The following is a 15,304-nucleotide window of genomic DNA, read 5'->3' on the forward strand; positions in this document are numbered from 1 at the left end:
GGGCCTCCGAAGTAAGCTCGGGGAATGGCCAGATTCTTCGACGTCCACCCGCAGGACCCCCAGCCGCGCTCGGTCGCGCAGATTGCCGACATTGTGCGCTCGGGCGGTTTGATCGCCTACCCCACCGACTCGTGCTACGCCCTTGGGGCCCAGCTGGGCAACAAGGAAGCACTTGACCGGATCCGCACCATCCGCCAGCTCGACGACAAGCACCATTTCACCTTGGTCTGCAAGGATTTTGCCCAGCTGGGCCAGTTCGTGATGATCGACAACGACGTCTTCCGCAGCATCAAGGCCGTGACGCCCGGAAGCTACACCTTCATCCTCCCGGCCACCAAGGAAGTGCCCCGCCGGCTGCTGCACCCGAAGAAGAAGACCGTGGGGGTGCGCATCCCCCGGCACAACTTCGTCCATGCTCTCCTCGCCGAACTCGGCGAGCCCCTGCTCTCCAGCACCCTCCTGCTGCCGGGCGAAGACGAACCCCTGACCCAGGGCTGGGAGATCAAGGAACGCTTGGACCACGTGGTGGATGCGGTCGTCGAGGCCGGGGATGTAGGCGCCGAGCCGACCACGGTGGTCGACTTCTCCGGCGGCGGCGCCGAGGTGGTGCGCCGCGGTACAGGCGACCCCTCGAGGTTCGAATGAGCACCCCGGAAGAGGACGTCACCATCGACGTGGACGGCACGCCCGTATCCGCCCGCTACGCCCGGCCGGAGAACCCGTTCGCCACGGTGCTCGTGGCACACGGTGCCGGCGCGGGCATGGAGCACCCTTTCATGGGCGGTTTCGTGCGGGCCCTGAACGACGACGGCGCCACCACCTTGCGCTTCAACTTCCCCTACCGCGGAGCCGGCAGGAAGTTCCCGGACCGTCCGCCCTTGGCGATCGCCACGTGGCGGGCCGCCATGGCCGAAGCACAGGCGCGCTCGGCCGGCGAGCCGCTGTGGGCAGCCGGCAAGTCCTTCGGCGGGCGCATGGCGTCGATGGCCGTGGCCGAGGGCATGCCCGCCGCCGGGCTCATCTACCTCGGCTACCCCCTGCACCCGCCGGGCAAGCCGGACAAGCTCCGCGACGAACACCTGTACGGGATCACCGTGCCCATGCTGTTCCTGCAGGGCACCAAGGACACCTTCATGACCCCGGAGGTGCTGGAAGGCGTCGTCGCCCGGATCGGCTCCAACGCCGTGCTTGAGTGGCGGGAAGGCGGCGGGCACACCTTCGAGGTGGCCGGGGTGAAGCGCAGTGCCGCCGAGCTGGGTGCCTCCCTGGCCCCTTCCGTCAGCGCCTTCATCCGCCTGAACAGCCGGGTCCCGAACGCCTAGGCCCGCGGCTTGGCGCGGGCCGTGGCCGGCGCCGTCCACGGGTCCTCGGGCCAGGGATGCTTCGGGTAGCGGCCGCGCATTTCGGCACGGACCTGGGCGTAGGGCCCGGCCCAGAAGGACTCGAGGTCGTCGGTCACGGCCAGGGGCCGGCGCGCCGGAGACAGCAAGTGGAACAGCACTGGCACCCGTCCGCCGGCAATCCTGGGCGTCCCGGCCCAGCCGAAGCATTCCTGCAGCTTGACCGCCACCACCGGCCGGCCGCCGTCGGCCTCCGCCTCCGGGTAGTCGATGGCCACGCGGGATCCGCTCGGCACTTCCAGCCGCTCCGGCGCCAGCTCGGCGAAACGGGCGGCTTCGGGCCAGGGCAGCAGGCGGCGCAGCGGTTCGGCGAGGTCGATCCCGGCGGCCGGGGCGCCGCCGGCCAATGCTTCCAGTTCCGGGGCGAGCCAGTCTTTCAGCCGCGCCAGCAGCGCCCGTTCCGAAACGTCCGGCCACGGCGCACCCAGCTCACGGTGCAGCAACGCCATCCTGCGGCGCAATGCGTCCGCCGCCGTTGACCATCCGATCGTCGCCAGGCCCTGGGCTTCCAAGGCCCTGGCAACGGCGGCGCGGCCTTCGGCCGGGGCGGGCCGTACAGGCGTGGAGGACAACACGATCGCGCCAAGCCGGCGCTCCCGGCGGGCAGCCACCTTGCCGTTCGCGAAACGCGCACCGACCGAATCCTCCAGCAGATGGGCGGCCGCGGCTTCGGCGGCATCGGCGGAAAGGGGCGCCGCGGAGCGTATGACAGCGCCGGTACCCGCCGCGTCCCGGCCTGCTGCCCGGGTAACCTCGGCTACGGCAAGCCAGTCATGCCCGGACAACGGACTGCCGGCGGGAAGGCCGGCCCGGGTTCCGGACGCGAACAGGTATTGCGGCGGCCCATCCCCCGGCACGCGGCGCGCCACCCGGTCCGGATACGCCAGGGCCACAACGAACGCCACGGCTTCCTTCCCGTCCGGTGCCGTTTCCAACGCACCCCGCAAGGAGGAAGCGGCGACTGCGGACGCTTCCCCGCCGGCGATCGCCTCCAGCCGCCGGGCTTCGTCCGCCCAGCGTTTTGACGACGGGTCCGCGCCTTGCCGCAGCGCCGCCAGGAGCCCGGGCAGGTCCGCGCCCGCAGCCCGCTGCTCCCCCGAGACGAGCGCGACTGTTTCCGCGGCAACGCGTTTGCCCACGACGGCGGCCCCGTCCAGCAGGGCCCGCGCGAGCCGGGGTTCCGCGGGGATGGCAGCCAGGACCCGGCCGAGGCTGGTGGCGTGCCCGGCGGCGTCCACCGCTCCGAGTTCCCGCAGCACCTCCACGGCATCGTCCATGGCCCCGCGCGGCGGAGCGTCCGGAAGGGCCAGGCCCGCTCCCCCGGGCGCTCCCCAGCAGGCCAGGGTGAGAGCCGCGCCGCTCAGTTCCGCAACGGCGATTTCCGGCGTGCGGTGCGCCGGAGCCGCGGCGAAAACCTTTTGTTCGTAGCAGCGGACCACGGTCCCGGGCCCTTGCCGAGCCGCCCGGCCTGCACGCTGGTCCGCGGAGGCCCGGGAGCAGGACACTGTGACCAGCCCGGACATGCCGCGGCCCGAATCCCGGCGCGGTTCCCGGGACAAGCCGGCGTCGACCACCAGTTGCACGCCGGGCACAGTCAGGGAGGATTCGGCGAGCGCCGTGGACACGATGATCCTGGCGGGTCCTCCCGGCTCCCTGCCCGAGACCGCCCGGTCCTGTTCCGCGGGGTTGACTTGGCCGTGGAGCTCGAGGATCTCTGTGCCTGCCGCCCGTTGGCGGAGGCGGTCCGCGACGTGCGCCACCTCGCGGGCACCGGGGAGGAAGACGAGGGTGTCCGTGCCGGGCTCGGCGGCCACAGCCGCGGCGTGCGCGGCTGCGGCCGTGTCGGCCACATGGTCCAGGAAGCCGGGAGTGACGCCGCGTCCGTCGAGGCGGGGAACCGGCGCCGGCGCCCACACAGTTTCCAGCGGGTATAGCGCTGAGGGACAGTCGACCACGGGAAGCGGGCCGCCGTCGGGCCCTCCCAGCAAGGCCGCAAAGCGCGGGGCATCCACCGTGGCGGACATGGCCACCAACCGCAGGTCGCCACGGAGTTCGCGTACTTCGGCCAGCATGCCGAGCAGCAGGTCGCCCTCAAGGCTCCGCTCATGGACTTCGTCGAGGATCACGGCCTCGGTGCCCTCCAGTCCGGGGTCGCCCAGCAGGCGGCGGAGCAGGATGCCGGGGGTGACGAATTCGACGGCGGTCCGCGGCCCCGCCTGCCTTTCCCCACGGACGGTGTATCCCACGAACTCCCCCAGCCGGCTTCCATGGAGGGCTGCGAGCCGCCGGGCCGCGGCACGGGCGGCGACGCGCCGCGGCTGGGTCACGACGACCCTTGGTGTCCTGCTCCCCGCCGCGCACAGGGCGGCCAGCAGCGGCGGGACCAGGGTGGTCTTGCCGGTTCCCGGCGGCGCCTGGACGACGGCAGCCGAGCCTGGCGCATTGAGCGCGGCCACAAGATCCGGCAGGGAGCGGGAGAACACAAGGCCGGCCCCGATGCGTTCGAGGTCGAAAATGGCCTGCGCACCGGCTGTGCCGGGAGGGAAGGGTGAAGTCACCCCTCCATTGTGGACGCCCGGGGCCGCTCATTCCGAAACTTGATAAGCATGCTTAGCAATGGCATGATGAGGATTGTGATCGGTTAGCCGGACTGAACCAGACAGATGGACAAGCTGAGCGGGATAGAGAAAACGGCACAGCGGTCACGGACCGTCCTTGGGTCGATGCGGGGGCACCCGTCGAGGGTCGCAGCGCAGCAATGTGCAACTGTTGGATATCACGCGTGGAGGCACGCAGTTTCGGTTTCCGCGCCGGAAAGGAAACGTCAACCATGAATACCCTTCTTATCGTTGCCGGCATTATCGCCATTGTTCTTTTGCTTGTAGGCGGCTTCACGCCGGCCCTGAATTTCCTGCTGTGGGTCGGAATCATCCTTCTGGCCATCGCAGCCATCGGCTGGCTGTTGAGCTACACGAACGGACACCGCTCGAGCGGCATCTGATGCACCCCGCCCCGGGAATCACCGGGCTGGACCGTCCCCGGCGGCAGCCGTAACAAGGAGCCAGCACAGGAAGGAACGGACATGTACATAGGTTCATCGATATTCCTCATAGCGCTGGGCGCAATCCTCGCCTTCGCGCTTACCCCGGGGCTGGTCCCCTTCCTGGACCAGCAAATGACCGGCTACATCCTGATGGCCGTGGGGGTTATCGGACTGATCGCTTCGCTGATCTGGGCGGCTCCACGCCGCCGGTACCGGAGCAGTGAAAGCCGGCAGACCGTGGACCCGGAAACGGGGGAAGCGGTCACCCACAGGGAAACCCGTGACACCGGCCTCTGACACCGGCCCCTGAGCCAGGCAAAGGCAGTACCGCGGCTCCCGCCCTTCATAGTGGCGGGGGCCGCGCCATGAACAGGAGCGCACTGTGACCAAGAGCGCAAACAAGACAGCACGGGCCGCTGCCAAATCCGCCGAAGCCGCAAGCAACTCCCAGGCACTGGAAACCGCGGCCAGGGCGGGCTTCGCGGCAAGCGGCGTGCTGCACGTCCTGGTTGGGGCGATCGCTTTCCAACTGGCGCGCGGGCTTAACGGGGAGGCCGACGTCGGCGGTGCGGTCGCCCAGTTGGCAGCGCGACCGGGCGGACCGCTCCTCTTATGGGCGTGCTTCGCAGCCTGCGCAGCCCTCGGCTTGTGGCAGGCGGGAAACGCAATATTCGGAATGCCACGCGCCCACGGAAAGCAGCTCACCACACGGGTCACCGCCTCGGCGCAGGCCGTGGTGTTCGCCCTCCTGTCCGCCACGGTGCTCTCCTTCGCCCTCGGCAGCGGGAAGAGCAACAGGGAGTCCAGCAGCGACCTCACAGTCACCCTCATCCGGGCACCCTTCGGCGTAGCGCTCCTCCTGCTGGCGGGGGCAGGAATCATAGGTGCCGGCATCTTCTTCGTGGTACGCGGCGCCCGGGCCTCCTTCCGCAAGGACCTGTTCCTTCCCGGCGCCGCGGCTCCGCGTCGGGTGCTGCTCACCGCCGGGGTCGCCGGCTACCTGTCCAAGGGCTTCGCCCTGCTTTTGGCGGGTCTGCTGGTCATCCTCGCCACCGTGCGCCAGCAGCCCGAACAATCCACCGGACTCGACGGCGGGCTCAAGGCCCTGCGGGAGCAGCCCTACGGACCCTATCTCCTCGCGGCACTCGCCCTCGGCCTGGTCTGCTACGGCTGCTTCCTGATCCTGAAAGCCAAGTATGCGCGCATGTAGCCGGCACCATGGCGCGGCTTAGGCGCAGCGATCCCTCCCTTCCGGGCATCCGACGGCGGCGGGCCGGCCGGGGATTCAGCTACCGGGACGCCGGCGGCTCGCCTGTCTCCGACGCGGACCGCGAGCGCATCAGCCGCCTCGCCATACCTCCGGCTTGGCGGCAGGTATGGATCTGCCCGTATCCCAACGGTCACATCCAGGCCACCGGCCTCGATGACGCGGGCCGCCTCCAGTACATCTACCATCCACGGTGGCGTGAGAGGCAGGACGCCGAAAAATTCGCGCGGGCCGCCAGCCTGGGGCAGACCATGCCACGCCTCCGGAAAACCGTGGCGCGGCACCTGCGCGAATCACGCTCTCCCAGGACGCGTACCCTCGCCGCAGCCGTACGGCTCATGGACCTGGGAGCACTTCGGATCGGCGATGAGAACTACCGGAAACACCATGGATCGCACGGCCTGACTACCCTCCGCTGCCGCCATGTGTCCATTCACGGCGATACGCTGCACCTGAGCTTCCCGGGCAAGAGCGGCCAGCTGTGGGAATGCACTCTCACGGACGGCCGGCTGGCCGCCTTCCTTGCACCCTTGGCAGGCAGGGCGGCCGATGATGTGCTCATGGCCTTCGAGGAACGCGGCACATGGGTGACCGTTGAGCCGCGCATGCTCAACGACTACATACGGCATGCCGCCGGCGACGGTTTCACGGCCAAGGACCTGCGCACCTGGAAGGGAACCCTCGCGGCCGCCCGGATCCTGGCCCGGACTGCTGCGGACGTCCCGGCCCAGGCAGCCTTGGCAGAGGCGTTCGAAGAAGCCGCCGCCCTGTTGGGCAATACAGCCGCCGTGGCCAAGTCGGCCTACGTCGATCCACGGCTCGTGGAGGCCTTCCTCGACGGGAGCCTCCGCAAGGTCAAGACGGGGGAAGCGGCCATCGCACGGTTCCTGGCCTCGCAGGCAGGGTGAGTGGGAGGCAGCAAGGAGGTTCCAATGATCGCGGTGCTGGTCATCGACATGCAGAACGCCTATTTCGAGGACCCGGGTCTCGCCGTCCACCGGGAGAAGACCACGTCCGCCTGCAACGCGTTGATCGCGGCAGCAACATCCCACGGAAGTCCTGTACTTCTGGTGAGGACCGAGCACGAACGGGACCGCTCCACGTGGACGCTCAACATGCTCGATGACCGGCAGGGGTTCATCTTCCGCGGGAGCCCGCAAGCAGATTTCGTTCCCGGGTTGCTCACGTCCGGCCTTCCCCAGCTCAGCAAGACCCGCGACAGCAGCTTCATCGGCACCGACCTGCTGTGGCGGCTGCGCAACTGGCAGGTCGATACCCTCGTGCTGGCCGGAGTCTCCGCTCACAACTGCATCGCACAGACCGCGGCGGATGCCTTCGCCCACAATTTCCGCGTGGTCCACGCCGTGGAAGCCATCGCCGGGGAGGACCCTGGCTTGCAGGCGTTGACCCAGGAGCTCCTGGCGCGCGAATACCGCCAGAAAATGCTCGCCCACGGGGAGATCACGGCGCTTTTCGCCGCGGATCACCCAAGCGGTCGCAGCTGCTGGAGATAGAGCTGTAGCCCTGCCTTCGGAGAGGAAGGGTTCCGGCCGGCAAGCGCACGGTCACAGGGCGGCTAATCGCTGGGACTCAGCTTGGTGGCCAGGCTGCGGTCGTCTCCGGTCGCGTCGTCTGCCTCCTCGGCCGGCCCGCTGGGATCCTTCGAACCCGCCGTACCCGGGCGGCCGGTGTCTTCACCGCCCAGGCCGCCCGGAGCTGCGCCCCCTGGTACTCCGTCCTCCGACTGCTCTTCGTATGTATCCCTCGGCACCAGATGCTCCGGATGCTGGATACCGTCATGGACCGGGGATGCGCCCTTGCGCTTCATTGTTCTTTCCTCCTCAAGCCGGGCGGCCCAGCCGGCCGGCTCAGCCGCGGCAATTTTCATTCCTCCGGGCCTGCCCCTGCCCGGAAGCAGGACGACGCCGGCATCCGGGCAGGGGGCGCCCCCGCCACGTTCGCGGCGGGGGCGCCTCGGGGTTCCGGGGATGCGGCCTTGGGGCAAGGTTCAGAAATCCCGCCCGCCCGTGGGCGGAGGTGGTTCCTCATCGAGTCCGATCCCGCCGGCCGAACCGGGGGGCGGATCCTCTACCTGTCCTGAGGCCACGGTGGAGCGCCATGCGCCGGTTTCACTGCCACGGTTCTCGATGAATTTCTTGAATTTATTCAGGTCCGCCCCGACTTGGAAATCATCAAGTCCGACCGCGGCGCCGCTCTTCTCCGCCAGGCCTTCGGGTGTCCACTCAATGGTGACGGTCACCCTTGACCTGCGCGGGCCCAAGGGCTCAAACCTTACGACGCCTGCGTTGCGCGGTCCGTCCATGCTCTCCCACCTGATCACCGAGTCCGGGACCTGGTCCAGGATCCTCGCGTCATACTCGCGCTGCACGCCTGCGGTGTTGGTCGAGAAATGCAGGGTGGTGTCGTTGAGCTGCCTGACCGCTTCAACCCCGCTCATGAATTCGGGGAAGGTTTCGAACTGGGTCCATTGGTTGTATGCGGTGGATACGGGCACGTCAACTTCGATGGTCTGATCGACAGTAGCCATCACTGTCTCCTCACGTGGTGGATTCGATTGGATGCGGTGCTACGTTTTTCACGCTATCGAGGGCGCCAGTGAACATCAAGGGATTTTGCTAAGCATGCTTAGTTTTTTTTGCTGACAGCTTGTGGCAGCATCCGGCTCCATCCAAACCCGCCCTTAGCGCGCCCTGCAGGGCAAAGAGTTCGCAGAACCCGACGCCGCCTCATCGAACGCATCTGCTTCGGACGCAAGAGCTACGTCTCCTTCTTGTGTTGCCTCCTGGCACTGTCCCAATCAGGCCCGTTGCCCTTGCGGCCGCCCGTCGGGTGCGGGGCCGCAACCGCAGGCGGCTGGCCCGGGCCAAGGTGCAGGCGCTTGTAGAAGCAACGCTTTACCGGGAAATAGTTGCGGGGATATCTCATGGTGTCCGCGGAACCCATGCGACCAAGTGGGTCCGAAGCGGAACCACGGCCCTCATACCCGGCCCTCCTTGCGAAACCGCTCTACGGCGGCGTCGAAGCATCCGCACAGCGCATGGATGGCGATGAGGTGGGCCTCCTGCGCGTGCGTGGCCTCCGTGCTGATGCAGATCGCTTCGTCCGCGGCGTCGGCGAGCGGATTCGGCCGGGCGCCGGTCAGCGCCCAGACAGTTGCCCCTGCCCTGTGGGCGGCGTCAGCCGCCGCAAGGAGATTGGGGCTGCGTCCGCTGGTGGACAGCAGAAGGAGGACGTCCCCGTTCCGTATGTGCCCCGTCACCTGCCGGGCGAAGACTTCGTCATAGCCGTAGTCGTCGCCGATCGCAGTCACCGCGGAGGCGTCTGCCGGCAGCGCGATGGCTGCAAAGGCCTGGCGGTCCTCCACGTGGCGCCCCACCAATTCCGCCGTGAAATGCTGGGCCTCCGCAGCGTCTCCTCCGTTGCCCGCCGCTAGCACCTTCTTTCCCGTCACCAAGCGGCGCGCATGTTCCTCGCCCCATTCTGCGATCCTGGAAGATTCCCTCCGTAGCGCTGCCACGGCCGGCCCGACCTGGCCCAGGTGCTGCAGGACCACGTCCACCGCCTCCTGCGGGATGTCTCCGGCGAGGGGATCAGGTTTCTTTCTCGGGTCCGGCACGGGGTCAATGAGCGCTTTCATGGCGCCCGCCTCCTTCCGATTGCCCGGGACCAAGGCCCGCTGGTGCGCGGTGAACCCGCGGCGAGCAGGAAGGAGAAGGACGGGCCCAGAGCTGGGTTCCCTCAACAATCATGCAATTTTCGGGGCGTCTACTGCCGGACACACTTCCAGCGAAGCAGAGCCGTCGCTTCAAGACAAGGGCTTTTAGTAAGTTTGCTTAGTTTCTTGGTGACGGCCCTGCGATTTCCGCCGTCACCAGGGCGAACGCGTCACCACCATGGCCGAGCCGCCACCGCGCCGCACCGGTTCGGCCGCGGCGAGCAGAGCGCCGTCGGGCAGGAATTCGATGGCAGTGGCCGCGCCGATTTCCGCTGCCGAAGTGAAGGCGTCACCGGAAGGCACCAGGGTGTGGCCGAACGGTGCCAGTTGGCTGCCGTAGGCGGCGATGAACTCCGGTTCCGCCGTGACGTTGGCCGTGTTCCGCTGCGCCGCCCGGGGTGCCGCGATCGCTTGCGGGGTGGTCATGCCGCGGTCCACGCGGTTCATGATGGTCTGCAGCACGGTGGTGATGATCGTGGAGCCGCCGGGCGAGCCGAGTGCCAGGTACGGCTTCCCGTCCCTGAGGATGATGGTGGGCGACATCGATGAGCGCGGCCGCTTACCCGGGTCGATCCGGTTCGGGTCATCTGCCTTGTACACGGTGGAGAAGTCGGTCAGTTCGTTGTTGAGCAGGAAACCGCGGCCGGGAACGACAATGCCCGAGCCGCCGGTCTGTTCGATCGTGAGGGTGTATTCGGCCACGTTGCCCCACTTGTCCGCGACCGTGAGGTTGGTGGTGGAGATGTTCTCGGTGTCGCGGTCCTCCGCGGCGGCCGCGGCACCGGCCGGGCAGGCGCCGTCGTACGCCGTCACGTCGCCGGGGGCAACCGGCTTGACGGCGGCGTGCAGCGGATCGATTTCGCAGGCACGCTCCTTCCCGAACAGTTCGTCGGTGAGGGCCGCCGTCGGGACCTTGACGAAGGCGGGATCGCCGACGTACTTGCCGCGGTCGGCAAAGGCCAGGGCGCTCGCCTCGAGGTAATGGTGGAGCGCGTTGGCGGTGGGCATGTCCGCCATGTCGAAGGTGCCAAGGATGTTCAGCGCCTCACCGACCGTGGTGCCGCCGCTGCTGGAGGGCGCCATGCCGTAGACGTCCAGGCCACGGTAGTTCACATGGGTGGGCGCCTGGTCCACGACCCGGTAGGCAGCCAGGTCCGCGGCGGTCATGTGTCCGGCGGGCACGGGCAGGCCCGTGGTGGCGGTCTTTGGCGGGGACTGGACGGTGCTGGCGATCTCGCCGGCGAGCGGGCCGCCGTAGAAGGCACCGGTGCCCTGATCGGCGAGCAGCCGGTAGGTGTCGGCGAGTTCGTGGTTCCGGAAGATGCTTCCGACGGCGGGCGCGTCCCCGCCGGGGAGGAACAGCTTGCTCGTGGAGGTGAAGGCCCCGAAGCGGAGCTTGTTGTCGAGGGTCTGCTGGCGGAAGGTCGGGTCCACCACGAAGCCGCGGGTCGCCACCTTGATGGCGGGCTTGAGCGCCTCGCCCAGGCCGAGGGTTCCCCACCGTTCCAGGGCCCGTTCCCAAGTGGCCGGGGTGCCTGGGACGCCGACGGATACACCGCTCGTGACCAGTTCGGGGGTGAAGCGGTAGGGAGTGCCCGCCGGATTCTGAGGTGTGACTGTGGCGGGATCGATGAAGGCGTCGTGCGGCATGACGGCCGGCGCGGTCTCCCGGCCGTCGATGGTGCCGACCTGACCGCTCTTCGCGTCGTAGTACACAAAGTAGCCGCCACCGCCGATGCCGGCGCTGTACGGTTCGGTGACGCCGAGTGTTGCAGCGGCCGCGACGGCGGCATCGGCCGCATTGCCGCCCTTGCGCAGCACCTCGATCGCCGCAGCCGAGGCCTCCGGATCGACGGTGCTCACAGCTCCCCCGTATCCCGTGGCGGTGGCTGTTTTGTCTGTTGCCCGCGGGTCCGCGGACGCGGGGCTGAAGACCGCTCCGCTCGTTACGCTTAAGGCCAGAACCGCCGTGATGGCAGCCAGTCGACGTCGCATTTCAGGCATGGTCGCTCCCTGGGGATCGGTGCTGGTGAGGTGGCGCCCACCCTACCCCGGGGCCGGGGCGGACTCAATGACCCGGCGGTCACGGAGCGGCGTGGCGGTCACTCCGTCAGCAGGTCGGCATGCTGCGCGGCCACCACATTCGGGTGGGCGCGGAGCCGGTACCGCAGGGCGTTGTCGCCGTAGGTTTCCAGGATCGGGCTGTTGGTCGGATCGACGGACAGCCCCCGTGCCCTGGCCTGGAATTCCGGGCTCACCGCCAGCTGCGGCATCCGGGCGTCCAGTGCCGGGTTGTAGAAGAACGGCAATGAAATCCGGTCCGTGCCACGCAGCGGCGAGATCACCCGGTGCAGCGTCGCCTTGAGGTAGCCGTTGGTCGCGAGCTCGAGCATTTCGCCGATGTTCACCACGAAGCTTCCCGGCACCTGCGGGGCATCGATCCAGTCGTCGTCGTGCTCGACCTGCAGGCCGCCCTTTCCCGGTTCCACCAGCAGCAGGGTCAGCACGCCGCCGTCGCGGTGCGAACCCACCCCCTGTTTCGGATCCGGATCGGACTCCCCCGGATACCGGACGATCTTCAGCACGGGAAAGGCGCGTGCGGCGAACGCTTCGTCGAACGTGTCCTCCGGGGCGCCCAAGGAGACCGCCAGGGCCCGCAGCAGGTCAAGGGATACCGCGCTAAGCCGGTCCATCCATTCGGCAACGATGCCCCGCATTTCCGGGAGCGCCTCCGGCCAGAGGTTCGGGCCCTCAAGGCGCCAGTAGTCTGCGACCCCTGGGCCGGGCTGCACGGGGTCGCGGTCGACGCCGATATCGATCTGTTCGCGCCAGTCCACCGCACCTGCGGTCAGTTCGCCGCCCATCCTCGTGTAGCCGCGGAACTGCGGGCTGTTGACGTTTTCCACGGCGAGCTTCTGCTCTTCCGGCAGCTCGAAGAAGCGCCGTGAAACATCGAGCATCGCGTCGGTGAGCTCCTGGGGGATGCCGTGGCCGGACAGATACAGGAAACCGACTTCGTGCATTGCATCCCGGAGTTCGTCACGGAAGCCGGCCGCCTCCTCCGGCCCCGCGTGCAGCCGGGAAAAATCGAGCACGGGCAAAGTTTCAAGAGCCACTGCGTTATCCCTTCAACGGACTTGGCAAGCTGCAGCTTGTATTGGCTCCCATGTTACGTACCGACCCGGGTGGTGCCTACCGCCCCGGCTCGAAAGGATCCGGCCGCGGCCCCGCCTGGTTTTCGCCTTCTACGGCAAGCGGGACGCGCAGGCTGCCGTACCTCTCCATCCGGTGCCAGCGCAGGTGCAATCCGGCCACCGCCGTCACCAGTGAATGGATGACAACGACGTACATCAGCTGCCGGTAGACGAACTGCTGGAGCGGCAGCGCCCACAGCGGGCGCAGCGGCTCCTTGTCCAGCCGGAAGGCGTAGGCGGCCATCAGGAACTGCACCAGCAGGAAGCCGAGCCACAGCGCGGCGATACGCACGGGGTCAAGGAAGAACAGCCCGTAGAGGGCAAAGACGTCCACGACAGGTGCGAACAGGGGCAGCAGGACCTGCAGGACCAGCAGGTACCCGAGGCCGCGCCGGCCGAGCTTGCCGGCGGCGCCGCCCTGCACAACGGCGCGGCGATGCTTCCACATGGCCTGCAGCGTGCCGTAGCACCAGCGGTACCGCTGCCGCCACAAGGCGCCCAGCGTCGCCGGCGCCTCGGTCCAGGCCCGTGCGTCGTCCTGGTACACCACGCGCCAGCCATCCCGGCACAGTGCCATAGTGAGGTCGGTGTCTTCGGCGAGGGTATCCTCGCTCACGCCGCCGACCCCACGCAGGGCCTCGCGCCGGAAAGCACCGATCGCGCCCGGTACGGTCGGCATGCATTCCGCGAGGTCGAACAGGCGGCGGTCCAGGTTGAAGCCGACCACATATTCGATGTGCTGCCAGGCGCCGAGGACGCCGCCGCGGTTCACGACCTTGGTGTTGCCGGACACCGCTCCCACCGCAGGGTCGGCGAAGGGCTGGATGAGGGTATGGACCGTGCCGGGTTCGAACACAGTGTCGCCGTCGACCATCACCACGAGGTCATGGCTGGCGGCCGCCAGCCCGGCATTCAGGGCGGACGGCTTGCCCCCGTTCACCTTCCGGATGACCGTGACGCAGGGAAGCCCGAGCGCCTCCACGATCTCCGCCGTGCCGTCGGTGGAACCGTCGTCGACGACGATGATCTCCAGCGGGTGGGTCGAGGCGGCGATGGACCGCACGGCGGCTTCGATGCCGGCAGCCTCGTTGTATGCGGGGACGACCACACTGACCGGCTCCGTGACCTCGGGGCGGACTGCCACATCCACGCGTCGCCGGCCGCGTCCGCTTGCCCTGAGCCGGCGTGCGATGCGGCTGTGGCGTGCTGCGAAGCCGATGACCAGCACGGCGCGGGCAAGCGTCACGACGCCGGCTACGACGAGCGCCCAGGAGATGGCGGTAACCACGAAGTCACTGAGCCGGATTCCCCAGACAAACGCCGTGCCGCTGAGCTGCTCCGGCGCGGAGGCCTGCCGCATGCTTTCGATGCCGACGGCGGCGCCGACGGTTGTCACCTTGTAGCCTTGGCCGGCCCACCGCGTGAGGGCGGAGTCCAGGGCGGCGACGGTCTCCTCCCGGTCGCCGCCGCCGTCGTGCATGAGCACAACCTGGCCGTCCCGGCCCGGCGAGGCGAGCTTCTGCTCAATCGCCGCGACTCCGGGCCGCTGCCAGTCCTTGCTGTCGAGGGTGCTGAACACGCTCAGGTAGCCGTCGTCCGCGAGGTCCTGCATCGCGGACCAGGTACCGTCGTTGATCGCGTCGTTTTCGGAGCTGTACGGCGGACGCAGCAGGGAGGCCGCCTTGCCGGTGATGCTGGTGATCACCTTCTGCGCACCCTGGACTTCCAGCTGACGCCGCCATGGCGGAGCATTGCCGAGGTCGGCGTGGGTCAGCGTGTGGACGCCGATTTCGTGGCCCTCGTAGACGATCCGCTTCACCAGGTCCGGGTTGTCGATGGCCGCGGAGCCGACCAGGAAGAAGGTCGCATGGACGTGGTGTTTGCGGAGGACGTCGAGGATCCGGGGCGTCCACACGGGGTCGGGTCCGTCGTCGAACGTCAGCGCGAGGGTGCGCTCCGGCGGACGGACGGCGTGGACGGTGCCTCCGCGCGAGTCGACCACGGGGCCGCCGCCGCTCACGGCTTTCGGGACGGTGGTGGCGGTTCCGGCTGCGGGCGCGGAGTCGTCGCTGATCCCGGCGAGGTGGTGCATGTACCCCTGGACAAGCAGGGCGGCGGCTATCGAGCACAGGACGGCCAGCAGGATGAACCAGTGTGCCCTGACACCGGCCGGATCCTGGCGTCTGGGCGGGCGGCGGACACTCACGGGTGGCTTGGTGTGGCTCGCCGCTTGGCCTGTCCCGGGGCCTCGTCGTTCTTGGCCGGATTCGTGACGGCAGGAACGGCGGTGGGAGCCGTCGCTGCTTGGGCAGCGGCCGTGGCGGCAACAGGCACGGCCTGCGGCTGGGCCAACGGTTCGACGGCGTGTGGTGCGGCCGGTTCAGCTGCCGGGGCTCCGCTGCCAGGCGGCTGGGCTTCCTTGGAGGGCGCAGGACGGTCGGCTGCGGGGACCGGCAAAGGCAGGTAGGGCGCAGCCACGTTGGAGCCCCCGGTGAAGGCGAGCAGCAGGAGGACGGCATATCCGGCAACCAGTGCAGCGGCCGCGAGACCTGCAATCTTGACCTTCCGCAGGCGCCGCCCCGAGGCATCCACAAAAATCGGCCCCTGAGGATTCAGGGGCTGGACACGAACGGGGTTTTCTTTGGAATCTGCCATCGGGCATCA

15 protein-coding genes are annotated in these 15,304 nt (G+C 68.5%); 7 read left to right on the plus strand and 8 right to left on the minus strand.

The window, feature by feature from the left end; translation table 11 throughout:
- Nucleotides 1-24: 24 nt before the first annotated feature.
- The gene (locus ACNQPB_RS08920; protein ID WP_498750930.1) at nt 25-645 is read left to right on the plus strand and encodes an L-threonylcarbamoyladenylate synthase; all 621 of its coding nucleotides are present in this window, start codon (nt 25-27) and stop codon (nt 643-645) included.
- Nucleotides 642-1,322 (plus strand): alpha/beta hydrolase family protein, encoded by a 681-nt coding sequence (locus tag ACNQPB_RS08925; RefSeq protein WP_498750932.1) that lies wholly within the window; start codon nt 642-644, stop codon nt 1,320-1,322. Before ACNQPB_RS08920 ends, ACNQPB_RS08925 begins: the two co-directional genes overlap by 4 nt.
- Here ACNQPB_RS08925 and hrpB read toward each other — a convergent pair.
- Complete coding sequence (hrpB, locus tag ACNQPB_RS08930; protein ID WP_498750934.1) at nt 1,319-3,958, minus strand: ATP-dependent helicase HrpB; 2,640 nt, start codon at nt 3,956-3,958, stop codon at nt 1,319-1,321. The genes ACNQPB_RS08925 and hrpB overlap by 4 nt on opposite strands.
- 272 nt (nt 3,959-4,230) lie before the next feature.
- Between hrpB and ACNQPB_RS08935 the strand changes: the two genes are divergently transcribed.
- The 5 genes from ACNQPB_RS08935 (at nt 4,231) to ACNQPB_RS08955 (ending at nt 7,224) form a co-directional block, all read left to right on the plus strand.
- Complete coding sequence (locus ACNQPB_RS08935) at nt 4,231-4,401, plus strand: hypothetical protein (protein WP_498750936.1); 171 nt, start codon at nt 4,231-4,233, stop codon at nt 4,399-4,401.
- Between the two features lie 81 nt (nt 4,402-4,482).
- A complete protein-coding gene (locus ACNQPB_RS08940) occupies nt 4,483-4,740 on the plus strand; it encodes a DUF6458 family protein (protein ID WP_498750937.1) in 258 nt (85 codons plus the stop codon).
- 85 nt (nt 4,741-4,825) lie between these two features.
- The gene (locus tag ACNQPB_RS08945) at nt 4,826-5,653 is read left to right on the plus strand and encodes a DUF1206 domain-containing protein (protein WP_498750939.1); all 828 of its coding nucleotides are present in this window, start codon (nt 4,826-4,828) and stop codon (nt 5,651-5,653) included.
- 8 nt (nt 5,654-5,661) lie between these two features.
- A complete protein-coding gene (locus tag ACNQPB_RS08950) occupies nt 5,662-6,618 on the plus strand; it encodes a DNA topoisomerase IB (protein ID WP_498750941.1) in 957 nt (318 codons plus the stop codon).
- 24 nt (nt 6,619-6,642) lie between these two features.
- Complete coding sequence (locus tag ACNQPB_RS08955) at nt 6,643-7,224, plus strand: cysteine hydrolase family protein (RefSeq protein ID WP_498750943.1); 582 nt, start codon at nt 6,643-6,645, stop codon at nt 7,222-7,224.
- A gap of 62 nt (nt 7,225-7,286) precedes the next feature.
- Here ACNQPB_RS08955 and ACNQPB_RS08960 read toward each other — a convergent pair whose 3' ends face one another.
- From ACNQPB_RS08960 to ACNQPB_RS08990, 7 genes are all read right to left on the minus strand, one after another.
- A complete protein-coding gene (locus tag ACNQPB_RS08960; protein ID WP_498750945.1) occupies nt 7,287-7,538 on the minus strand; it encodes a hypothetical protein in 252 nt (83 codons plus the stop codon).
- A gap of 180 nt (nt 7,539-7,718) precedes the next feature.
- Nucleotides 7,719-8,258, minus strand: a complete 540-nt coding sequence (locus ACNQPB_RS08965; protein ID WP_498750946.1) for an SRPBCC family protein — start codon at nt 8,256-8,258, stop codon at nt 7,719-7,721.
- A gap of 450 nt (nt 8,259-8,708) precedes the next feature.
- Nucleotides 8,709-9,368 carry a D-sedoheptulose-7-phosphate isomerase gene (locus tag ACNQPB_RS08970; RefSeq protein WP_498750948.1) on the minus strand — a complete coding sequence of 220 codons (660 nt, stop codon included), beginning with the start codon at nt 9,366-9,368 and terminating at the stop codon, nt 8,709-8,711.
- Between the two features lie 231 nt (nt 9,369-9,599).
- On the minus strand, nt 9,600-11,450 hold the full coding sequence (gene ggt, locus ACNQPB_RS08975; protein WP_498750949.1) for a gamma-glutamyltransferase: 1,851 nt from the start codon (nt 11,448-11,450) through the stop codon (nt 9,600-9,602).
- A 98-nt stretch (nt 11,451-11,548) separates the two neighbouring features.
- A complete protein-coding gene (locus tag ACNQPB_RS08980) occupies nt 11,549-12,562 on the minus strand; it encodes an isopenicillin N synthase family dioxygenase (RefSeq protein WP_498750951.1) in 1,014 nt (337 codons plus the stop codon).
- Between the two features lie 76 nt (nt 12,563-12,638).
- Complete coding sequence (locus tag ACNQPB_RS08985) at nt 12,639-14,846, minus strand: bifunctional polysaccharide deacetylase/glycosyltransferase family 2 protein (RefSeq protein WP_498750953.1); 2,208 nt, start codon at nt 14,844-14,846, stop codon at nt 12,639-12,641.
- Entirely contained in the window at nt 14,843-15,295 is a 453-nt protein-coding gene (locus ACNQPB_RS08990) for a hypothetical protein (RefSeq protein WP_498750954.1), read from the minus strand. The genes ACNQPB_RS08985 and ACNQPB_RS08990 overlap by 4 nt, the downstream gene beginning before the upstream one ends.
- Nucleotides 15,296-15,304: the final 9 nt, after the last annotated feature.

This window comes from Curtobacterium sp. LFS079, assembly GCF_047977865.1.
In the GTDB taxonomy this organism is placed as follows: Bacteria; Actinomycetota; Actinomycetes; order Actinomycetales; family Micrococcaceae; genus Arthrobacter.